The organism is Streptomyces sp. NPDC026522 (assembly GCF_055567555.1).
Genome location: NZ_JBVHQF010000006.1, coordinates 42,244 through 63,583 on the forward strand (window position 1 = coordinate 42,244; position 21,340 = coordinate 63,583).

A 21,340-nucleotide genomic window follows, 5' to 3' on the forward strand; every position below is an offset into this window, starting at 1 on the left:
CGTCAGACCCCGCTACGAGCAGCGGTCTAGCATGAACAACAAGGCACCATCTCCAGGCACGGGTCGCAGCGGCAGGGAGGCCGGTATGGCGTTCGACGCGACTGGTATCGAGCAGGCGGACGGCAGCCGCTACATGCCGATTTCCGATCACGGTCTGATCGGCGATCTTCGTACGACCGCCCTGGTCGGCACGAACGGCACCATCGACTGGTACTGCTGCCCGCGCTTCGACGCACCCAGCGTCTTCGGGTCCATTCTCGACGCCGACCGGGGCGGGTCGTTCGAGCTGGCCGCCGAGGTGCGGACCCGCAGCCGGCAGTTCTACTTCCCCGACACGAACGTGCTGATCACGCGGTTCTTCGCCGCCGACGGGGTGGCGGAGATCCAGGACTTCATGCCCGTGGTCGACGACTCGCGCGAGGCGTCCCGCCACCGGCTGATCCGGCGGGTGGTCTGCGTCCGCGGAACGCTCCCGTTCAGGGCGCGGATCGCCCCCCGCTTCGGCTACGGCGCCGAAGCGCACACCACGCACCTCGAAGACCACACAGCCGTGTTCCGCTCCCCGTCATTGACGCTCGCGCTGACCGCCACCTCCCCCCTGGAAACCGACGGGCGGGACGTGTCGTCGCACTTCAAGCTCCTGGAGGGTGAGTCCCACGTGTTCGCCCTCGACCATATCGGCGACGACGTCCCACCCAGGGCGTGCCCGCGCGCCGAGGCGCAGGAGCAGGCCGATGCGACCGTCCGGTTCTGGCGCCACTGGCTGGCCGCATCCCGCTACCACGGGCGGTGGCGGGAAATGGTGAACCGCTCCGCGCTGGTGCTGAAGTTGCTCACCTACGCACCGACCGGTGCGATCGTAGCCGCACCTACCACCAGCCTGCCCGAGCAGATCGGCGGCGAGCGCAACTGGGACTACCGCTACGTGTGGGTGCGCGACGCCGCCTTCTGCATCTACGCGATGCTGCGCCTGGGGTTCACCTCGGAGGCCGAGGCCTTCATGGGGTTCATCTCCGAACGGGGCATCCTGCGGGGCATGGGGGACACCGGTCCGTTGCAGATCATGTACGGCATAGACGGGCGCACCGACCTGCCCGAACATGTGCTTCCGCACCTGGAAGGATACCTCGGAGCGGCGCCGGTCCGGGTGGGCAACGCCGCCACCGGCCAGCTCCAGCTGGACATCTACGGTGCGCTGATCGACTCCATCTACCTCTACGACAAGTGGGGGCAGCCGATCAGCAGTGACCGCTGGGACGAGGTCGGTGCCGTGGTGGACTGGCTGTGTGAGCACTGGGACCAGCCCGACGAGGGGATCTGGGAGACCAGGGCGGGCCGGCGGAACTTCGTGTACTCACGGCTGATGTGCTGGGTGGCGCTGGAGCGCGCGATACGCATGGCGAACCGCCGCGGTCTGCCGGCGGACCTGACCCGCTGGCGGGAGTCCCGGGACGCGATCTACCGGCAGATCATGCGGCGCGGCTGGTCGGCCGAACGCGGGGCGTTCGTCCAGGGACTGGACGGCCACGTGCTGGACGCCTCGCTGTTGATGATGCCGATGGCCAAGTTCATCTCGCCCACCGACCCCAAGTGGCTCGCCACCCTGGACGCGCTCACCACGGACCTGGTCTCCGACTCGCTGGTGTACCGCTACGACCCGACCGCCAGCCCGGACGGCCTGCACGGCCCCGAGGGCACGTTCTCGATCTGCTCCTTCTGGTACGTGGAGGCACTGGCCCGCGCCGGCCGGCTGGAGGAGGCCAGGCTCGCCTTCGAGAAGATGCTCACCTACGCCAACCACGTCGGCCTGTTCGCAGAGGAGATCGGACCGACCGGAGAACAACTGGGCAACTTCCCCCAGGCCTTCACCCATCTCTCGCTGGTCAGCGCCGCCTTCAACCTCGACCGCGCACTGGGCTGACGCGGCACCCCGCCGTACCTGGCGCCACGTGGTGCGCAGTGCCGGTCGGCGCAGCAGGCGTGGGACTGCTGCCGGCTGCCTGACGCGGTCGGGCTCGTCGGTGTTGACCAGGTACCGCACCAGCCGGTCCGCGTACTCGGCGTTCTCCGGGCAGGTGCCGTCGAGCTGCTCTCCAGGCCCGGGAATCGCCCTGTCAGCGGTGGTGCCCCGGTCCCAACGGGAACAGACGGACACAGCGGACTACGTACGAGGATGTCTTCTACCCGAGGCCGGGCAGGCTGGTCATGCCGACGGGCCGGATCGAGCGCGGGCGGGTTCGCAAGGGCGACGCGGTGGAGCTCGTCGGCTTCGGCAGCGATGCGCTCGCTCATCACGTCACTGACATCGACGTGAGCGGGGTGCGCGTCAACGAGGCGAGTGCGGGCATGAACGTGGGGCTGCTGATGCCTGGTGCGGTGGCGGGAGCAATGGAGCGGGGGCAGATCCTCGCGGCACCGGGCTCAATCGGCGCACACGTCGGCTTCGCCGCGGACATCACGCTGCTGCCGGAGGAACAGGGCGGGGCGGAAGTGCTCACCGGGGTGAGCCTCGACTTCTATATTCGGGCTGCTGCCGTGAGGGGCATGGTGACGCTGCCTCGTGAAACGGACGTGCTGCGACCGCTTCACATGGGTGCGGTGACGGTCACGCTCGAACGGCCCGTCGCTCTTGAGGTCGGCCAGGCATTCGCCTTCCGTCTCCACGGTCGCGCTGCCGGCTCGGGAACTGTCACCCGGCTCCTGCACTGAGTCTCATGGTGATCCTCGCCGGCGGGTAACCGGTCTTGTCGGTGTTGTGCCCTGCTCAAGTGCCATGTGGGTCTGGGCCGCCGCGCCCGACGAGGGACACCCACACGCCCCGCGGTACTCAGGTACGGGCGAAGGTGCGCAGGTCTTCGTTGAGGCGGTCCGCGTGGGTCGCGAACAGCCCGTGGCCCGCGTTCTCGTACACGTGGAGTGCCGCGCCCGGGATCAAGGCGGCCGTACGGCGGCCCGTGAGGTGGAGCGGGGCGGAAGCGTCGGCGGACCCGTGCACGACGAGGACCGGGCAGTCGATCTTCGCCAGCTCCGGTACGAGGTTCAGCGAGGGCAGGAGGTCGTTGAGGGCCGTCGCGGCCCGTGCCGTCGCTTGGTGGCAGAGGTCCACCATGTGCGCCACGTACGCGTCCGACACCTGGGGGCCCGGAAGATGGCGGGCGAAGAAGGCGTCCGCCCCGTCGGCGAAGAACTTCGCCCGATCCTGCCGGAAGGTCTCGTTGAACGCCCGGATGAGCTCTGGATCCAGTCCCTCGGCGTGATGCGAAGACCGGGCCGGCCCCGGCACCACTCCGCTGACGAGAACAACCCGGGCCACGCGCTCACCACCGCCGAGGGCCAGCTGGCGGACGACCTCGGCGGTGCCGAGAGAGTGCCCGACCAGCGTGACGTCGAGCAGGTCCAGGTGGTCGAGCAGGGCGCCCAGATCGCCGGCCAGCGTATCGAGGTCGAAACCGCCCCAGACGTCCTCGGACCTGCCATGTCCCCTACGGTCGAACCCCACGCACCGGAACCCTTCGGCCGCCAGCGGCAGCATCTGGTACTCCCACATCTCGGTGCTGAAGTAGGAGCTGTTGACGAAGACGATGACGGGACCGCTCGCCGGACCGTAGTCGACGAAGTGGAGGCGGGTGTGATCGGTCGTGGACTCGAAGTACGGCATGACGGGGATCCCATCGTGAGGCGGTTGTGGGGCGTGGCACCATCCTCGCCCGGCGCAGCACGCCTGGCCATTACCACCGAGGTCATGGCCGAGGCGGCTCCCTGGTGTGCTGCGCCGGGAATTCCTGTCGGTGCCCCGCCCTCCGGAGAGACCCGGACGGGCCGACGGGCTCCCCGCTACCAGAGCTTGGGCTGCGGCCCGTCGAACTTCCAGAGCTGGTCGGGGTTGCCGTTGAACTCCCACTGGAAACGGGGGCCGCGCAGCTTCCCGCGCCCTGCGAGGCGTCACGCCCCTCCTTGCCTGCGGTGGCCGCGACCAGGGCGGCGACGGGTCGGCCCGGGACCGGCCGAGGGTGGCGCTGGAGACCGGCCGGCCAGGAGGACGGCGGGCACGTAACCGCACAGGAGGGTTTGCTCGGAGTCCGCGACGACCGCGGACTCCGAGGCCTACGTCGTCATGGCTCACTGAGGGGGCGCGCCCGACAGCCGGGCCGACGGGTGCGGTCAGGCGATCTGCAGCTGCGGGTTCAGGTCGAGTGTGATGTGTGGGGCGAGGGCGTGCAGGAAATCCGGGGCGTCGAAGATCTCGCCCGCGGAGGCGACGCCGATGGTCTTGATGCGGCGGCTGAGGACGCGCTCGAGGGCCTCGACGACAAGGGGCGCGGTGACGGCGTAGATGTCCTGCCCGCCGGCCGTGGCCCGGCGTTCGACTCCGCCCGAGCGCACGACGGCGTCGACGAGGAAGGTCTGGTCCGAGCGCCCGCTCCGGTCGGCGGCGGTCGGGGCCGGCGTGTGGGGGGCGGCTATGTCCCGGACCGCCTCGACGGTCATGTAGGTGGTCACATCGGGGATCGACAAGTGCTGGGTGACGGTGATGACGTCCGCCATCGTGAACTCCCCGATCACCTGCCGGGGCCCCATCGGATCCGGGAAGGTCCACTCCAGGGTGGGCGCCTGGTCCGTGCGGCGCTCCCACTGCCCGCCGCTGTAGCGCAGGCGGTGGTCGCCGCGCCGCTCGCGGGAGACCTTGCCCGAGAGCCGGGTGCCGGCGGTGGGGTGCCAGCTGCTGAGGGCGTAGGCGATGTGGGCCTCGTCGGCGTCGGTCCAGTCGCCCATCGCCGCGGTGGCCAGCAGGTCGCCAAGGCCGCCGAAGAAGGCCATGGCCGGGACGATCACCGCTCCGGCGTCCCGGGCCCGCTCGCGGTAATGGGCGAAGGTGTCGAGATTTGCCTCGAGCTCGGCCGCCACGTCCAGGTACGGGATCCCCGCGCGCAGCGCGGCCTCGATGACGGGGCCGGTGGTCGAGGCGAAGGGGCCGGCGCAGTTGATGACCGCCGCCGTTCCCGCCAGGGCCCGGTCCAGCGAAGCCGGGTCCTCGACCGACGCTACCCGGGCCTCCAGCCCGTGCTCGTCGGCCAGCTCCTCCAGGGCCTGCGCGTTGCGCCCGGACGGCAACGGGACGAACCCGCGCCTGGCCAGCTCTGCGACCACGAACCGCCCCGTGTGACCGTACGCGCCGAACACCGCTACCAGTTGACCTGATCCCATGAGACTGCCCCCGTGCACTCGAACGCCCGCTGCGCCGTCGATCCGCAGCGCCTGACCTCCCCCATCCTGTCTTCGAGGCAGCACCCGCACGAGCGTCGGAAACGACACGCCACGTACAGTTTCGGACATGCCCACTGTTGCGCTGGCCGTCACCGATGGCATGCTCCACTACGAACTGTCCGTGGCGCTCGAGATCTTCGGGTCCGACCTGACCCACATCGTGGACCCCTGGTACGACTTCTCCCTCTGCGGAAACGGCCCGGTGCGCGTCGGCCGCTTCCGCCTCGAACCCGACCACGGACTCGACCATCTCGCGTACGCGGACACGGTGATCATCCCCGGCTGGGCCGACACGGATCGCGAACCGACCCCTGAACTGGTCGAGGCGGTGCGCGCCGCTCACGCGGCCGGTGCCCGCGTGGCCTCGCTGTGCACGGGCGCCTTCGTCTTGGGCGCGGCAGGACTGCTCGATGACAGGCGCGCCACCACACATTGGGCGCACACGGGGGAATTGGCGCGGCGCCACCCGGCGGCCACCGTCGATCCTGACGTCCTCTACGTCGACAACGGCGATGTCCTCACCTCCGCGGGCAAGGCCGCCGCCATGGACCTGTGCCTGCACCTGGTCCGCCTCGACCACGGTTCGGCCAACGCCAACAAGATCGCCCGACGTCTGGTCATCCCACCCCACCGCGACGGCGGCCAAGCCCAGTTCATAGCCACCCCCCTCCCCACGCCGGGCAACCATCCCCTGAGTGACCTTTTCCCTTGGGCGCTGGAGCGACTGGACCAACCGCTCACCGTGGAGGACCTGGCCCGGCAGGCCCGCATGAGCTCACGTCACCTCGGCCGGCACTTCAAACACCTCACCGGGACCACGCCGCTGCAGTGGCTCCACACCCAGCGCATCCGCCATGCCCAGGAACTGCTGGAGACCACCGACGCCACCGTGGACACCATCGCCGTGGCCACCGGTATGGGCACTGCCACCACCCTGCGCCGCCACTTCCACCGCAGCGTCGGGGTGCCACCCGACACCTACCGCCGCACCTTCCGCTCCCAAGGGACGCCGTTGGCGCCCCCCTCGTAGCGTTGCGGGGGAAGGCTGGGCGTTGAGGAGCGGGAAGGGGTGCCGGCGGGCGTGGGGGCGTCGGTGCGGTCTTCGTCCTCGGAGTCGGTCACGACGCCTTCCGTCGGGGGTGGCCGGGGGTCGAGAACCGCTGTGGCCCGGCCCTCGCTGGGTGAGGGGACGGGATGGCAGAGGACATCGAGGTGTACCGCACCTCGGGGAGGTGGTCTGCGGGGCCGACGGAACCGGGTAACGTCTTTGTCATGTTCTTCCAGACGCCGATTTTGCGGACTGAGAGCGTGATGGGCGCCTGCTGACGTCCTTCAACGTCGATTGCCGCCCGTCCCCCATCGTTGAATCCGTAGATCACTTCGATCATTACCGGGAGAACCCGTGACCGTGAGCAAGAACATCAACAACCCCGTGGGCCAAGGCGGCGGCCAGCGCAAGAAGCTGTCCCGCGCCGAACGGCAGAACAACGGTCCGCACCGCAACCGCGACCGCCAGGGTGCGGCCGACCAGAAGGCGGAGCTGGTGCGCAAGATGCGCGAGAAGGCGGGCGCAGCTGAGGGCGCCGGGCAGGCGGGCGACGACACCGCACAGAGCTGACGCGCGGCCGCTGCAGGGCGGCCCCTCACGGGCCAGGGTCCGACCGTGAGGACGCTCCGCGGCCCTTCCCCGGCCTCGGCGCCGCCTTCTGCTGCCACAGACGGCTCGTCCGACTCACCGCACAGGACGCGGTCTAAGGGCTGTCCACCAGCGCGGTCACCAGGCGCGTCATGGCGGGCCGTGGGTCGGGGGCGCCCGGCCAGCTGGTCATCAGGAGGTGGTGGGCGGTGCCGACGACAGCGAGAGCCACCGTGCCCGGGTCGGCGGTCTCCGGCACCCGGCCAAGCTCCCTCTCGTCATTCAGGTAGCAGGTGATGGCCTCCTGGATCGCGGTGAATCCGGGCGCGCCTCCTTCCAGGGCCTTGCGGATGACGAGCGCGGCGTTGGGGCGGCTCATGGCCAGTCCGGCGACGGCGGGACCGCCGGAGTCGAACAGCGCCAGCGCGACGGCGTTGAGGTTGCGCGCCACCGTGCCCTGTCCGGCGAGCGTAGACAGTTCCCGCGCCTTCGCCGCCGTTCGCGCGAATCGGTCGAGGCAGAGCTCGGCCACGAATTCATCGAACCCCGCGAAGTGGGCGTGCAGCAGCCCCTTGGCGCAGCCCGCCTCGGTCGTCACGGACCGGCTGGTGAGCGCGCCGGGCCCCTCCCTTTCCACGACGCGTTCGGCGGCCGCGAACAGCCGCTCGCGGACGTTCGGCGTCGCCACTCCGCGCGGTGACATGGAGCCCTCTTCCGTTCCACCTCCGTCGCCCTCAAAGGGGGCGCCATTCGTCAATAGTACGGGGGATTGTCAGTATGGGCACGCGCCCATACTGTTTGGGCAGGTGCCCGTTCCAGGTCACACGTCATGGGAGGAAGTCGTGCCAGACATCGTCAACACCGAGCAGGCCCAAGCGTGGAACGGCCCTGAAGGGGTCCACTGGGCCGGCAACCAGGACCGCTGGAACGCCGTGAACGAGGGGTTCAACGAGCCACTCCTCGACGCCGCCGGCATCGCCGTGGATCACCGGACCCTCGACCTCGGCTGCGGCTCCGGCCAGACCACGCGCCTCGCTGCGGTCCGGGCCCCCCGAGGGTGCGCACTGGGCCTCGACCTGTCCGGCCCGATGCTCGCCCAGGCACGAGCCCGAGCAGAGCGGGAGGGCATCACCAACGCCTCCTTCACGCAAGGCGATGCGCAGGCACACCCTTTCGAGGCGGGCGCGTTCGACGCGGCGATCAGTCGCTACGGGGTGATGTTCTTCGCCGACCCCGTCGCGGCATTCGACAATGTCCGCCGGGCGCTGCGGCCCGGCGGACGCCTGGCGTTCGTCTGCCCGGCCGATGCCGCACTCAACGACTGGGTCCTGGCGCTGGCCGCACTGCGCGACTTCCTGCCGATCGGCGACTTCGGGCGGCCGGGGCAGCCCGGCATGTTCTCCCTGGCTGCCCCGGACCGGGTCCACGGCGTCCTCGAAGCGGCCGGATTCACCGGTATCACCATCAACCAGACGCAGGCCTACGGGGTATGGGGACGGGGAGCCGAGGACGCGGCAGGGTTCCTGCTGGAAACCGGCCCCGGTCGCCACCTGATGGAGCAGGTCGATGCGCCTGCACAGGTTGCCGCCCGCCGCACCCTGACCAACCATCTGCGCAACCATGAGGCGACGGACGCCACGGTCCGGCTGCGCAGCACGTCCTGGCTCGTCACGGCGGAACGCCCGGCCGACTCATCGGAGCGGCCCTCGCTCCAGAACCTGATCGCCGCCGACGGCTCGGGAACGTAGCCGGCTTCAGGCGCTGTCTCCGGGTGTACCGGAGGAGAGCAGTTGGCAGCTGTCCAAGTTCATGCACCCGCGGGCGAGGCGCTCGGCGACGGCATCCGCTGCGGCCGGCCAGGGGACGGCGGACCCGCACCTCCGTGCCGTCCATCCGAAGGCGCACCCCCTCGGCGTCGGCGTGTGCAAACAGGTCCTCCAGGGTTCGATGCCCCGCTCCCGGCAAGTCGGGCACCGCGCAGCCCGCGCCACGAGCAGCGGCCTCACCTCGCGCACCGCATGTGAGAGCGTCGAACGGTCCACACCGTAGAGCACGGCCGAGGGCCGCGTGCGGCATGAGCGCGGCGCCCGCTGCTCAGCAGATCCCGTGTCGGGGCTGTCATCTCCTGGCTGCCCCGGACAGGACACGCTATGGGCAGGTCAGGGCCGGTCCTCGGGCGCGTTGTCCGAGCACCTTTCCGCCGCAGTAGTCCAGAACAGTGTTGGCAACCAGGCCAGGAACGCGCAGCGGCGGAAGATGGTCGACGCCGGGCATCCTCAGGAGGCGGCAGCCAGGGGTTCGTGCGGCTACCTCCTCGTTGCACGTGATCAGCCCCGGTCGGTCCAGGTCCCCCACCATGACCACGGTCGGCGTGTCCAGCTCGTGGAGCCGGTCGAACGCGGGCGGGTCCCCCTGCTGGGACGCACCCTCGGTAAGCCACGCCGGAGCGGCAGCCCGCAACTGGGCCACGGCGTCCTCATCGGCACCGGCTGCCGCCCATTCGCGCAGCCCGAAGTGATCAAGAACAGCCACCAGGTCATCGAGGAGCGAATAGGGCACGGGTCGGCTGCGGGGATCGCCCGTAGCCCCGCACCTCGTAGCGGATCACTCGGTGACGTTCGGTCAGCTTCGGCAGGATCGGGTCCCAGATGCGCGAATCCCCGACGCCCGGGTGCAAAGCACCAGCGGAGGGCCACCCCCTCCGGTGTCATCTGCCCATAACTGGCCGCTGCTGACCGGCGCTGTGAGTTCCATAGTGGTGCCCTTGTCGGCAGAACAAGCTCACCGCCGAGTGGTTTTCCGAGTTCAACGGCGCTGCCACCAGCAGCCTTCACCGCTTATGGCGCCTCTGCCGTACAGCTTAGGCAGACTGGCCACCCGGTCGGCGGTCCGTACAGCTCATGCCGCGGTTCGCCGGCACCCCCACGGGCATCGGGCGAAGGAGCCGTCAGGTGCGTACACGGGTCAGGTCACAGCGCGACGACGTGCTGCCGAACTGGTCCTCGTCCGGGGCTGGGGGCGTTCAGCGGGCCAGGTGCAGGCGGGTGTGGAAGTATCCTGCCGATTCCTTGCCTGCGGGGTCCTCGCCGAAGGCGGTGACGGTGGCCACCGCGCGCTGCTGCTCCCCGCGGTCGGTGAAGCGGCGCTGTGGTTGGGTGGTGGCGGCCCGCTCGACGGTGAGGCCGTACGACCGCAGGCAGCCGCAGATCGCCCCGTAGTCGTGAGTGCGCAGCACGAAGGCGGCGACCGGCACGGGGTGGCCGATGGCGGTGAACAACCGGACGAAGGTGCGTTCGGTGAGGAAGCTGGTGCCGCCCGTCACGGTGATCAGGCCCGTCCCGGCGAGCGAGCCGCGCAACCGCTCCCCCGGCTCCGTGCGCTCCAAATCCACGCAGTGCCCTTCGTCGAGCAGCCCGACGGCCACCGCGTAATCCAGGGCGGCCCGTGACACGTCAACGCCGACGGCCCGCACGGCGTCCGGGCGACGGCGTGCGGCGTAGTAGTCCCGGTCCAGGTCGGCGAGTTCGGCGGTGCTGAGTCGGGCCGCCGCGGCCGAGGTGTAGCGCGCGTAGAGATCGTCGAGGGTGACGTCGTGGTTGAGGAGGGCGGCGTTGATCCCGTAGGAGCAGCACAGGTCGAGGACCGTACGCCGGCCCGGTCCGAGTTCGGCGGTGAGCGCGCGGAAGACCGGCTGGGCGTGGCCGGGGGTCTGGTACGCGTACGGCCCGAGGGCGCAGAAGTAGCCGCGCGGGTCGGGGAGGGCGTACACGTCGTCGAAGCTGGTCATGCCGATGGGGGTCATCGGGGGTGTGCCTCCGTGGCGTTCGGCGGGAGCGGGGAGGGGGACGGGGGCCCGGTCGTACCTGTCGTACCTCGCCACGCGCCGATGCCGAAAGACCGCCGATCCGGCCACCGACCGGGTGCGGGGCGTGGTGGCGTCCGCCGATGCACCGACCGCCCGACGGCCCGACGGCCCGACTGCGGAGGGCATCGGGCGTCCCGTCAGGCGGGCCCGGCCGCTTGCAGGGCGGCACACCTCCCCGCAGCATTCTCCGCCCCGCCAGCAGCGGAGATTCCCTTGCCCGTGGCTCCGGGAGGAGAAGGGGCGGAGGGGGTCCGCCTCACAGGGCGTGAGCAGGCCCGGGCGGCCTCTTCCTCGTACGCCGCACCGTCGTAGGCCAGATGGTGCGGGACCTCGGACGGCCCGCCGCCGCACGACGCGGCCACGGCCCCGAAGCCGTACGGCAGCTGCTCGGCCAGAGCGAACTCGCCCCACCCCCGGCCAGAACGGCGCGCTGGCGCGGACCCTCGCCGCGTGAGCGTGGTGGACGCCCGGCATCACCAGATCGGTACGTCGGCGATCCGCACCGGCGAGCCGGTGGAACGGTGTCCGTCGCCCCGGGGGACAGGTGGTCGGGGATCTGCACGGCCTGGAAACTGTTGGGTGGGCACACCTTTCCATAGGTCGACGTCGCGCGGCAGCTCGGCACTGCGTCCGGGCTGTTGGTGCGGAGGACGGCGGTCACGGGCCTGTGCCGCCGCTCGTGCCCCGCCGTAGCTTCGGTGCCCGCATCGGCTCCGGTCGCTCAGCGCACGCGCTCGATGCGGGCACGCCGGATCAGATTCTTGCCCGGCTCCCGCACCTTGTCGAAGGCCGCGTTGTTCAACAGGACACAACTGCCCGACGGACCGTTCACCGTCACCGTCGTCGCCTGACCGTTGTCCAGATTCGTCACCTTCAACCTCGTCCCCACCGGGAACGTCCCACTACTCGCCGCCGGCGCACCCGCCTCACCCGACAACGTCACCGTCGACCCAGGACACACCACCTCTCCGGTGGCGGGCGGCACCTGCACACCGGCCGGTCCGGGAGCGCCCCCCGATCCGGTCGAGGCGTTCCCGCCCCCAGCCGCCACGCGCTCGATGCGGGCACGCCGGATCAGATTCTTGCCCGGCTCCCGCACCTTGTCGAAGGCCGCGTTGTTCAACAGGACACAACTGCCCGACGGACCGTTCACCGTCACCGTCGTCGCCTGACCGTTGTCCAGATTCGTCACCTTCAACTTCGTCCCCACCGGGAACGTCCCACTGCTCGCCGCCGGCGCACCCGCCTCACCCGACAACGTCACCGTCGACCCAGGACACACGACGTCCGGGACGGCGGCATTGCCGGTCGCCATCGTGGTGACGAATCCTCCGGTCACCAGTGCTCCCGCTACGACAGAAAGCACGATCTTCTTCTGGGAACTCATGGTCCGCTTCCGGGACATTGACACTCCTCGATCCGATGGATGCTGTCTCCGTGTCCTTCATACGGGCCGACGTGATGAGCCAGTGCAGTCTTGTCACCGCCTTACAAATTCCGTCCCTGAAGAGGTTTCGGGCTCTACGCGGCACGCCACCTCGACTTGAGGCTCATACACAACCTTCAAAGAAGCAGGTCACAACCCCACTTCCCTTGAAGCGACGTCAGCGCGGCGCTCGCACAGACGGCCTTGACCGAAGCACGGCCGTGGAAAACAGGCAGCCTTAAGGTTCAGTTGATCTGCCCTTAACCAGCCCGAGTCAACAGGCCGGTGGGGCCACATGACGGGCTCCATCCTCCAAACGCGGGCTGGCCGAGGCGGCTGCCGACACCGCCGCCGTCGCGTGTCGGGCCGTGGCCGTAACCGTGGCCGTGGGAGGACCGACGAGCAGCCGGGGCCGCCCAGTACCCGGCTCGGCCGGCAACCACTGGCGGCGCGTCCGGCCCAGGGCGCTCCATACCGCCGGAGCAGCTGCTGCACTGCGCCTCAAATCCGCCTTCGTCAAGCCAAGTTCATGACTATGGGAGTCATTCGTGGCGCACCTGCGGAGAAGCGAGCCCACGGGAGGAGCAGCCGGTGGGGCTCAGCCGGCGCCTCCGCAAGATCGGACTCCCTACCGAGGCCGGACCATGCGCGGCCCTGCTTGATCTCTGCACTCAGATGCCGCCCGCGGTCCATCAGCGCCTGCTCGGCATCAGCCTCACAGCTGTCGGGCGCTGGGCCGCCTGGGCCGTCCGGACCGGATGCGCAGCCGAGGTGGCCAGCCGATCGGCCGCGGGATTACGCGGCTATGGTCCGAGAACGCCGACGACATGACCGGCGATGATCTTCTGACCGTCTTGCGGGGCGTTGCCTGCCCCGAGGCCTGTGCTCGCTGTTCGGGATCAGTCCTCGCCAGCCTGAGTGATGGTCGTGCGCCGCAGCTGGGCCATCGATCAGCCGGCCACCCGCAGCGGTTCCGGATCGCGGGCAGCCCGGCTGAGCATGAACGCACCCTCCAGCATCATGACCATCGAGTACGCGAGGGACTGCGCCGCCTTCCGTTCGGCCACCCAGCGGCCGAACCAGCGCGTCGCCGGTGGGAAACGCAGGAGTGGCGCGGAGTGGTCCCGGCCGCGCTGCCCACTTCCGCCAAAGCGAGCCGTGAGATGCCGAGTGACAAACCTGACGATAGTGTGGATTCACCACCAGTAGGGCGTAGCGGCTCGACCGCTGCCACGGGTGTCGAAGCCGTCACGCCTCACCGGCGCCGCACAGTCAGCGTCCAAGGCAGGTTGAACGATGAACCAGACACGTCGTCTTGCAGCACTCACGCTCTTGTTGGCCCCCGCTCTCGCCGTGGGCCCCACCGTCGCCGCCCACGCCTCGACCACCACGGCCCCCTCAGCCGCAAAGTGCAACATCGAGACGGAGTCGGACGGCAGGTATCACGTGTGGGGTGAAGGATTCCCTGCCGGCACGACGGTCACCTACTCCGGCTCCACCTCGGGCTCGGTCCCCATCGACAAGTCGGGAAGGTTCGACCTCGGCGGTCTCACCGGCACCAAGTACGTAGTGAAGACGGCAGACGGCAAGACCACGGTCACCTGCGCTGCGGTCCACTACTGAGTCATCGCGAACGGCTGAGCCAGGAAGAGGAACGCGCTCACCCCGCTCGCCGCCCGGCGTGGCGATGCCGGCTCAGTCCGTGGTGCGGGTCACCGGGATCCACAGTTGCGCGTCGGACCGCGCCGGATCGTCCTAAGAGCGGCGAGTGCGCAGGATCTCGGGCCCCGGGCGGTACTCGTACGGGTTCGACGGGATCCACTGGGCGGCCACGTCACCCCACATCTGCTGCACCGCCTGCGGGAACGGCCCGGTGGTCTCGAACACGGCCCAGGTGCCCGCCGGGCAGTGCAGCGCTTCGAGGTCCTCGGGCAACTCGGCAGCGGCGGTCACCACAGCGTGGTAGTAGTCGAGTTCACGTCCCTCCTCGAAGCCGTCCGACAGGCGGACGGTCGCCGACACCACGCCTTCCGGGTCCTGAGGCAGACCATCCGGAGCATCCCTTCGACGGTGAGGCGGAAGGACAGCCGGGGCTGCGAGTTCAGAGCCGCGCCGGTACGCCTGGCGCCCCGGCGACGGTAAGCCGCCGACGTCGGATGTACTCCGACAGCGGCATACCCGCCAGTGACGAGAACAGCCGCCGGAAGTGGTACTCAGACGTGACCGTGATGCGGGCCAATTCGGACACCTCTATGTGGTGTTCGAGGTGACCCTCGATGTGCTCCATGGCGTGGTTCAGCCGATCCAGCAACCCCGGCCTCCTTCCCTTTCGATCACCAACGTTAGGAAGGACCAAGCCTGCCGCACCCGACATCCTGTGCCCGCTCCGGTCGGGTACCGCCGGCCGTCGCGCCTATGACCCCGGCCGCGAGGCGGCCCGGTGGACTACCTCGCCCGCGACCACCACCGTCTCGGCCACCGTGCCCGGGATGCGTTCCGGGGCCACGGCCAGGATGTCCCGGGACAGCACCACGAAGTCGGCCGCCTTGCCCGCCGTCAGCGAACCCCGGTCCTTCTCCAGGAAGTTGGCGTACGCCGAGCCCATCGTGTAGCCGTACACCGCCGTCGCGACGTCCACCGTCTCGGCCGGCTGCCACGGATCGCCGCCGCCCAGCGGGCGGCGGGTGACCGCCGTGTAGATCCCGATCATCGGGTCCATCTCGGCCACGTTCCAGTCGCTCGAGAACGCCAGCACCGCGCCGGCCTCGTGCAGGCTCCGCATCGGCCACGCCTTGTGCCAGCGGCCCTCGCCCACGTTCTCCGCCCAGTCCTGGCCGGGCCCGGCGATCTCCGGCGCGCAGTGCCTCGGCTGCATGCAGGCCACCACGCCGAGCCCGGCGAAGCGCGGCACATCCACCGGGTCCAGGCATTCCACGTGCACCACTTGGTGGCGGGCGTCCCGCGGCCCGTTGACCGTACGGGCGTGTTCCACGGCGTCCAGGACCGTACGGATTCCCCGGTCGCCCGTGGCGTGCACGAAGCACTGGAATCCGCGCGCGTCCAGCCGCGCCAGCAGCTCCGCGAACTCCTCCGCCGGGTAGAAGGTCTCGCCCCGGTGTGCCCCGCAGCCGGTGTACGGCTCCAGCAGCGCGGCCGTGCGCGGCTCGACCACGTCGTCGATGTACAGCTTGAGCGGCCCCACCCGCAGACGGTCTCCCGCGTACGTCCGGGCCGCCGCCGCGAACGCGTCGAGTTCCTCCTTCGTGGTGCCGCGCGGGTGGAAGAGCGCCGCGACGATCCGCGAGCGCAGCCGGCCTTCGGCGCGGGCCCGCTCGTACAGCTCCAGGTCGTCCAGGGAGTTCTGCGGTTCCACCACCGTGGTGATGCCGAAGCCGATCGCATCGTCCAGGCTCTTGGCCAGCCGGCCGTACTGCCGGTCCGGCGAGGCCCACGGCACCCCGAGCTCGCGCAGCGCCCGGTGGCCGTCCCGGGAGAGTCCCTTGATGGCGAAGTCCTTGACGAAGCCAGTGGGTTCGCCGCTCTCCGGGTCGACGGCCGCGGTGCCGAAGGGCAGGTCGGTGCGGTCCTTCGCGACCCCGAGCCGGCGCATCGCCGCCGTGTTCAGCCAGGCAGTGTGCACGTCGTACGAGAGCACGATCGCCGGGACGTCCCCGGTGACCGGGTCCAGGTCGGCGGCGGTGGGCATCCGGCCGCCGGGGATCGCGGAGTAGTCGAACGCTTCGGCCTCGATCCACGCGGCGTCCGGGTGGGCTTCGCGCCAGGCCCCGATCCGGTCGAGGATCGCCTCCAGCGTGCGCACCCCGGCGAGCTGTACGCACGCGTCGTCGGAGCCGAGCCGGACGTGGTTGTGGGCGTCGATGAAGCCGGGCAGCACCAGCCGGCCGCCCGCATCGATCCGCTCGGTGTCCGGGCCCGCCCACGCGAGGGCCTCCGCGTCCGGGCCGATCCAGACGATCCGGCCGTCGGACACGGCCAGGGCCTCGGCCTCGGGGAGGTCAGGGTCGACGGTGTGGATACGGGCTCCGGTGAGCAACAGATCGGCAGGGATGGGGTGCGGCATGGTCGGTGCTCCTGTGCAGAGGTGGCAGTACGGGGGCGGGGCGGGTACGTCCCCCTCGCCCACGGGGGGCGCACAAGGGGCGCACGTAGGCGTGCGCGAGGGGCGTACGGGGCGAGTCGAGGGGCGCGGGCGGCGAGTACGTCGCGTTCAGGCGGCCGGGGCGTACGTCGGGCGCAGCGTCCGCCGGGCGAGGGCCGCGTACGTGAGCGCGGAGACGACCGAGCCGAGCAGAGTGAGGTCGGCGCCGCCGAGCGGGGCCACCAGCGGGCCGGTCCACAGCTCGGAGTCGCAGGTCAGGGCGGCGAAGGCCATGCCGGCGAGCAGCGCGGCCATGCCTGCGGGGTGGTAGCCGGCCCGGTACCAGTAAGCGCCGGCGCTCCCGCTGTGGAGTGCGTCGGAGTCGTAGTGGCAGCGGCGCAGCAGCATGTCGGCGAGGAAGACCCCGCCCCAGGGCGCGAACACGATGATCAGCAGCGAGAGGAACGAGAGCAGCGAGGTGGTGAAGTCGGTCAGGAAGAGCGCGGCGAGCGATCCGGCTGCGGTGACCGTAGCGCTGATCACGATGGCGCGGGCGCGGCTCCACGGGATGCCGAGGACCTGCAGGTTCAGGCTGGAGGAGTAGAGGGTGATGATCGAGTTGGTGACGGAGCCACCGAGGACCAGGGCCAGGAACACCGGCTTGAACCAGCTCGGAAGCAGACTCTCGGCCCCTGCCACCGCATCTGTCATGTCGGTCCGGGTGGCGGCGGCGACCCCGGCGACGCCGAGCGCGACGGAGGAGAGGATCCCGCCGAGCGCCCCCATCCAGGTGATCGACTTCAGCGAGGTGGTCCGGGGCAGGTAGCGGGTGTAGTCGGCGGGCATCGGCAGGTAGGAGAAGGGACCGGCCAGCATCACGACGAAGGCCAGGCTCCAGCCGGACAGGCCGGGGGCGGCGGCGGCCGGAGCGGCGGTCTCGGCGCCGGGCAGGACGAAGACGAGGAGCGCGCCGAAACCGACGGCGAGGACGTACGCCATCCAGCGCTCGGCGAACTGGACCGTGGCGTGGCCCCACATCGCGACGGCGAAGGTGAGCGCGAGCGTGATCCCGAGCGCGAGCGCCCGTACCGCGGTCCCGGCGCCCAGTCCCACCTCGGCGAAGAACACCTCCAGGGCGAGGGTGCCGACCACGGTGTTGACGATGGTGTAGCCGATGCTCACCACCCAGTTCAGGACGCCGGCCGGGAAGTTCCCGCGGACGCCGAAGGCGGCCCGGGAGATGACCAGGGTGGCGGTGCCGGTGCGGATGCCGCTGAGGCCGGCGGCGCTGACCGCGAAGAAGGACAGTCCGCTGACCACGACCACGGCGGTGGCCTGCCAGAAGGAGAGGCCGAAGGCCACGGCGAGGGCGCCGTTGATCACGTAGGTGAAGGTGAGGTTGGAGCCGAACCAGAGCCAGAAGAGGTCCCGGGCGCTTCCGTGCCGCTCCGCGTCGGGAATGGGGTCGATGCCGTGGGTCTCGACCCGGAACACCTCGTCGACATCGGCCGTCGTGTCCTGCTGCGCCATGCGCCGTACCCCTGACTGTGGACCCCATGAACCTTGAATGACGTTCTAAGTTCTTGAATGGCATTCAAGATGCGCCGCCGGACGGGACCGCGTCAAGACCTTGTCCGGGATAAGGTCGGGCCACGAAGATCGGAAAGGCGGGCACGGGTGGCGGGAGCAGCGGGGTCGGCGCGACGGCGCGACGGACGGATCGCCCAAGAGCGGATGCTGGAAGAGGCCATGGCGGCGATCGCCGAGGGCGGCCTCGCGGAGCTCACCATGTCCGCGCTCGCCGAGCGCCTCGGCACCAGTGGCGGCCACATCCTCTACTACTTCGGCACGAAGGACCGGCTACTGCTGGCGGCTCTGCGCTGGAGCGAGGAACAACTCGCCGTGGAGCGCGCGAAGTTGCTTGAGCGCCGGATCACCGCGCACCGCAAGCTCGCGCTGTTCCTGGAGCTCTACCTGCCGCGCGGCCCCCGCGACCCCCGCTGGACCCTGTGGATCGAGCTGTGGGCCCGCATCCCTTCCAACGAAGACCTGCGCGCAGCCCAGCAAGAGATGGACGACGGCTGGCAGCGGGACCTGGAAGCGTTGCTCGCCAAGGGCGTGGCCCAGGGACGCTTCGCCGCCGGCCTGGACGTGGCCGCCCGTGCGTCCGAGCTGCTCGCGCTGCTGGACGGACTGAGCACCCGGGTGGTGCTCGGACAGCGCGGCGCCGACCGCGCCGCCTCCCTGAAGCACGCCACCTCGGCGGCGGCCCTTCTGGTCCCGCCTGCCTGAGGGCTGCCCCGTTTCGCCTCCACACTCACCGCGGCCGGGTTGCCGTGATGCGGTCGGCCAGGAACCACCACGTCCGTCGCGCCACGCCCGGCCGGCTGTCGCCAGGGGTTCGCGGTGGGCCAGTTCCGTTTGAGCCGATCCGTATGTCGGGGTTCCCGTCAGGGAGCTGTCACCCCGAGGGGACGAGCGGCAGACTGTCGCTGTACCCGTTTACCGGCCGGTCGATCTCCTCGACCGTGAGGGCGTCCAGTTCGGCCGGGGCGGACTGCGTGCCGAGCGTGCCGCCGGGGTGCCAGGTGCCGGTGACCGAGACCCAGGTGTCGGCGGGCAGGGAGGGTGCGCCGTGGACGCGGACCTTTACGGACTGTGCGTCCGCGGCGCAGCACGAGATGATGATCCGGGTGAGGTACCAGCCGTCATGCCCCTGATCGAGCGTGACCAGGCCGCTCATCTGGACCGTACGTCCCTTGATGGCCTGGGTGCTGTCCTGCTGCACCCGTCGCGTGAACTGCGTGAGGGTCATCGGCAGCGGTGAGGTGGCGGGCAGCGGCTCGAAGCTCTGCTGCTCCGTGACGACCTTGGCGGTGTCGCGGGAGGCGGTGTACGAGCCGAGGGCGGGCGGGGCGTACACGAGCAGGCTCAGGGCGGGCAGGAACAGCAGCCAGGCCACCCGGGGGACACTGGAATGGTCGTGACCGTGTGTGTGTGCGTGCGCGGGCTCGACCATGTCGTCGGGTTCGGGGGTCTTTGCGGCCCTGCGCCGCGCGCCCGGGCTGCGGTGGGACCAGGCGTCCGCTGCCGCCAGTACCAGCAGCAGGAGACCGGAGACGATCAGTACGGGCCGCATGCCCGGCTTGACGTACCTCAGGCACAGGTCGGTGAACAGCGAGACGTGCAGCAGGCCGGAGCCGATGAGGAGGAGCAGGAACGTCTGTGCCGACCGTTTCACAGCAGCACTCCTGCGATCAGGACGCTGGACAGCACCGCCACGACTGTCGTGGCGGTGGAGAAGCGGACCGCGAAGGCCCGGCCGAACGTGCCCGCCTGCAGGGCGATGAGTTTCAGGTCGACCATCGGGCCGACCACCATGAACGTCAGCCGCGCCAGGGGCGAGAAGCCGGTGAGCGAGGCCGCCACGAAGGCGTCGGCTTCGGAGCACACCGCGAGGACGATGGCGAGTGCCGCCAGGAAGAACACGGACAGCCAGGGCGAGCCGGAGACCACGTCGAGGACCGAGCGCGGGACCGCCACGTTGAAGGTGGCCGCCGCCATCGCTCCGAGGACCAGGAATCCCCCGGCGTGCAGGAAGTCGTGCTGGAAACCGAGCCGGAACTCGCTCCAACGGCTGCCCCCCGTCTGATGACCGGTGTACCGCGCGGCAGGACGCAGCCACTCCTCGCGGCCCAGCCAGAGCCAGAGCCAGCCCATGACCGCGGCGGTGGCCAGCGAGGCGAGGAGCCGGGCCAGGACCATGGCGGGATGGCCGGGGAAGGCGATGGCCGTGGCGGTCAGTACGACGGGGTTGATGGCGGGGGCGGACAGCAGGAAGGCGAAGGCCGCGGCCGGGGTGACTCCTCGGCCGATCAGACTGTTGGCGACCGGGACCGACGCACATTCGCAGCCGGGCAGCACCACTCCGGCCAGGCCGGCGACCGGGACGGCGAGCGCCGGCCGCTTGGGCAGCACCCGGGTGAACACGCGCTCGGGCACGAAGGCGTTGATGGCACCGGACAGCGCCGTGCCGAGCAGCAGGAACGGCAGCGCCTGTACGGTGACGGCGAGACAGACGGTCCGCCAGGCCTGCACCGCCGCCGCGTCCAGCCATCCGGCGCCGACCAGGATCACGACGCCGCACGCGGCCATCGCCATGGCCCACAGGTACACCCAGCCGGGGACCGGCTCGCGGATGGCGGCGCCGTCGGATGGGGCAGCGACCCCGGCAACCTCAGCCATCTTGTGCACCCCGTCTGCGCATGTCGGACGTTCGGATCGAAATATAGCTGGCGTCAGGCCAAGAGGACCGACTGCCCGCTCGTCCGCGATTCGTCGTCCGGCCACGAGCCACGAGCCACGAGCCCCGCGTGTCCGTCCCGACCCGTACGCGGCAGGGCCGGCCTTCGCCGCCTGACCGTCCGGGGCGGAGCGAGGGCGGCGGCGCCTCGGGGCACGCGGCGGCGGCCGCGGATCTTGCCGCGGCCGGAGATGAACGGGTGCGGCAGGTCCGTGTCCCGGTCGCGCTGACCTCGATCCGGAGACGGTGCCCGCACCGAGCGGGGAACTGGTCAGCGGCCGCGGGGCGTGCACGGCCATGGCGGACCGTTCGCCGCGGAGCACCTGCCCCGGCGCGGCGGCTCGCTCGACGGCATGCTCACCGAGATCGACGTGGACGCGCTCGTCGCCGTCCCCGCGCGCTCCAGTTCGCCGAGGCGCTCGGCGTGCGGGTGATCGCCACGACCAGCAGTGCCGGCAAGGCCGCCCGGCTGCGCGGCCTCGGAGCCGACGACGTCGTGGACTACGCGGCCGCACCCGACGGGGCCGGTGCGCTCACCGGCGGCGCCTCCGGTGCCGCCAGCCGCGCCCCGTTCGCCGCGATGAACACCTTCATCGGGACCATGGCCTCCGGCCCGTCATGGACCGGTCTCCCCCCACCGGCAGCCCCTTCGGCAAAGCCGTCGTCAGCACTTCCTGAGCTGCGCCCCTGGTCCTCTGCGCCCGGCGGACGCACGGGCCGGTCGCGCACCGCGCGCGGGGGGTGAT

Annotated in this window: 20 protein-coding genes and 1 pseudogene; 9 read left to right on the forward strand and 12 right to left on the reverse strand. The window is 70.6% G+C overall.

Going from position 1 to position 21,340, the window contains the following annotated elements:
• Window positions 1-85 precede the first annotated feature (85 nt).
• On the forward strand, window positions 86-1,921 hold the full coding sequence (locus ACZ4M3_RS16690; protein ID WP_467733193.1) for a glycoside hydrolase family 15 protein: 1,836 nt from the start codon (window positions 86-88) through the stop codon (window positions 1,919-1,921).
• A 284-nt stretch (window positions 1,922-2,205) separates the two neighbouring features.
• On the forward strand, window positions 2,206-2,709 hold the full coding sequence (locus tag ACZ4M3_RS16695) for an EF-Tu C-terminal domain-related protein (RefSeq protein WP_467733195.1): 504 nt from the start codon (window positions 2,206-2,208) through the stop codon (window positions 2,707-2,709).
• Window positions 2,710-2,827: 118 nt separating this feature from the next.
• Here ACZ4M3_RS16695 and ACZ4M3_RS16700 read toward each other — a convergent pair whose 3' ends face one another.
• Together ACZ4M3_RS16700 and ACZ4M3_RS16705 are read right to left on the reverse strand one after the other, a co-directional pair.
• Entirely contained in the window at window positions 2,828-3,658 is an 831-nt protein-coding gene (locus ACZ4M3_RS16700; RefSeq protein ID WP_467733197.1) for an alpha/beta fold hydrolase, read from the reverse strand.
• A gap of 503 nt (window positions 3,659-4,161) precedes the next feature.
• Window positions 4,162-5,205, reverse strand: coding sequence for a saccharopine dehydrogenase family protein (locus ACZ4M3_RS16705; protein ID WP_467733199.1), 1,044 nt, complete (start codon window positions 5,203-5,205; stop codon window positions 4,162-4,164).
• Window positions 5,206-5,332: 127 nt separating this feature from the next.
• Here ACZ4M3_RS16705 and ACZ4M3_RS16710 point away from each other — a divergent pair, with 127 nt between their 5' ends.
• The gene (locus tag ACZ4M3_RS16710) at window positions 5,333-6,295 is read left to right on the forward strand and encodes a helix-turn-helix domain-containing protein (RefSeq protein ID WP_467733201.1); all 963 of its coding nucleotides are present in this window, start codon (window positions 5,333-5,335) and stop codon (window positions 6,293-6,295) included.
• Between the two features lie 372 nt (window positions 6,296-6,667).
• On the forward strand, window positions 6,668-6,883 hold the full coding sequence (locus ACZ4M3_RS16715) for a DUF6243 family protein (RefSeq protein ID WP_467733203.1): 216 nt from the start codon (window positions 6,668-6,670) through the stop codon (window positions 6,881-6,883).
• 133 nt (window positions 6,884-7,016) lie between these two features.
• Here the strand turns inward: ACZ4M3_RS16715 and ACZ4M3_RS16720 are convergent, their stop codons facing one another.
• On the reverse strand, window positions 7,017-7,604 hold the full coding sequence (locus ACZ4M3_RS16720) for a TetR/AcrR family transcriptional regulator (RefSeq protein ID WP_467733205.1): 588 nt from the start codon (window positions 7,602-7,604) through the stop codon (window positions 7,017-7,019).
• Between the two features lie 139 nt (window positions 7,605-7,743).
• Between ACZ4M3_RS16720 and ACZ4M3_RS16725 the strand changes: the two genes are divergently transcribed.
• Window positions 7,744-8,649 carry a class I SAM-dependent methyltransferase gene (locus tag ACZ4M3_RS16725; protein ID WP_467733207.1) on the forward strand — a complete coding sequence of 302 codons (906 nt, stop codon included), beginning with the start codon at window positions 7,744-7,746 and terminating at the stop codon, window positions 8,647-8,649.
• A 400-nt stretch (window positions 8,650-9,049) separates the two neighbouring features.
• Here the strand turns inward: ACZ4M3_RS16725 and ACZ4M3_RS16730 are convergent, their stop codons facing one another.
• From ACZ4M3_RS16730 to ACZ4M3_RS16745, 4 genes are all read right to left on the reverse strand, one after another.
• On the reverse strand, window positions 9,050-9,460 hold the full coding sequence (locus tag ACZ4M3_RS16730) for an alpha/beta fold hydrolase (RefSeq protein ID WP_467733209.1): 411 nt from the start codon (window positions 9,458-9,460) through the stop codon (window positions 9,050-9,052).
• Between the two features lie 463 nt (window positions 9,461-9,923).
• A complete protein-coding gene (locus ACZ4M3_RS16735; RefSeq protein WP_467733211.1) occupies window positions 9,924-10,703 on the reverse strand; it encodes a hypothetical protein in 780 nt (259 codons plus the stop codon).
• A gap of 784 nt (window positions 10,704-11,487) precedes the next feature.
• On the reverse strand, window positions 11,488-12,153 hold the full coding sequence (locus ACZ4M3_RS16740; protein ID WP_467733213.1) for an RlpA-like double-psi beta-barrel domain-containing protein: 666 nt from the start codon (window positions 12,151-12,153) through the stop codon (window positions 11,488-11,490).
• A 989-nt stretch (window positions 12,154-13,142) separates the two neighbouring features.
• Window positions 13,143-13,259 carry an LmrA/YxaF family transcription factor gene (locus ACZ4M3_RS16745; RefSeq protein WP_467733214.1) on the reverse strand — a complete coding sequence of 39 codons (117 nt, stop codon included), beginning with the start codon at window positions 13,257-13,259 and terminating at the stop codon, window positions 13,143-13,145.
• A 229-nt stretch (window positions 13,260-13,488) separates the two neighbouring features.
• On the opposite strand from ACZ4M3_RS16745, the gene ACZ4M3_RS16750 reads away from it, so the two are divergent.
• A complete protein-coding gene (locus ACZ4M3_RS16750; protein ID WP_467733216.1) occupies window positions 13,489-13,815 on the forward strand; it encodes a hypothetical protein in 327 nt (108 codons plus the stop codon).
• 132 nt (window positions 13,816-13,947) lie between these two features.
• Here ACZ4M3_RS16750 and ACZ4M3_RS16755 read toward each other — a convergent pair.
• The 3 genes and pseudogenes from ACZ4M3_RS16755 to ACZ4M3_RS16765 form a co-directional block, all read right to left on the reverse strand.
• Window positions 13,948-14,503: pseudogene (locus ACZ4M3_RS16755) on the reverse strand (effector binding domain-containing protein).
• Window positions 14,504-14,605: 102 nt separating this feature from the next.
• Window positions 14,606-16,273, reverse strand: a complete 1,668-nt coding sequence (locus ACZ4M3_RS16760) for an amidohydrolase (protein ID WP_467733218.1) — start codon at window positions 16,271-16,273, stop codon at window positions 14,606-14,608.
• 147 nt (window positions 16,274-16,420) lie between these two features.
• Window positions 16,421-17,821, reverse strand: coding sequence for a purine-cytosine permease family protein (locus ACZ4M3_RS16765; RefSeq protein ID WP_467733220.1), 1,401 nt, complete (start codon window positions 17,819-17,821; stop codon window positions 16,421-16,423).
• 204 nt (window positions 17,822-18,025) lie between these two features.
• Between ACZ4M3_RS16765 and ACZ4M3_RS16770 the strand changes: the two genes are divergently transcribed.
• A complete protein-coding gene (locus ACZ4M3_RS16770) occupies window positions 18,026-18,583 on the forward strand; it encodes a TetR/AcrR family transcriptional regulator (RefSeq protein ID WP_467734001.1) in 558 nt (185 codons plus the stop codon).
• 169 nt (window positions 18,584-18,752) lie between these two features.
• On the opposite strand, the gene ACZ4M3_RS16775 is transcribed toward ACZ4M3_RS16770, so the two are convergent.
• Both ACZ4M3_RS16775 and ACZ4M3_RS16780 read right to left on the reverse strand, forming a co-directional pair.
• On the reverse strand, window positions 18,753-19,532 hold the full coding sequence (locus ACZ4M3_RS16775) for a TIGR03943 family putative permease subunit (RefSeq protein ID WP_467733221.1): 780 nt from the start codon (window positions 19,530-19,532) through the stop codon (window positions 18,753-18,755).
• Window positions 19,529-20,536, reverse strand: a complete 1,008-nt coding sequence (locus ACZ4M3_RS16780) for a permease (RefSeq protein ID WP_467733223.1) — start codon at window positions 20,534-20,536, stop codon at window positions 19,529-19,531. Before ACZ4M3_RS16780 ends, ACZ4M3_RS16775 begins: the two co-directional genes overlap by 4 nt.
• A gap of 345 nt (window positions 20,537-20,881) precedes the next feature.
• Here ACZ4M3_RS16780 and ACZ4M3_RS16785 point away from each other — a divergent pair, with 345 nt between their 5' ends.
• Together ACZ4M3_RS16785 and ACZ4M3_RS16790 are read left to right on the forward strand one after the other, a co-directional pair.
• Window positions 20,882-21,028 (forward strand): hypothetical protein, encoded by a 147-nt coding sequence (locus tag ACZ4M3_RS16785; protein ID WP_467733225.1) that lies wholly within the window; start codon window positions 20,882-20,884, stop codon window positions 21,026-21,028.
• Window positions 21,019-21,339 (forward strand): hypothetical protein, encoded by a 321-nt coding sequence (locus tag ACZ4M3_RS16790; protein ID WP_467733227.1) that lies wholly within the window; start codon window positions 21,019-21,021, stop codon window positions 21,337-21,339. Before ACZ4M3_RS16785 ends, ACZ4M3_RS16790 begins: the two co-directional genes overlap by 10 nt.
• Window position 21,340 lies beyond the last annotated feature (1 nt).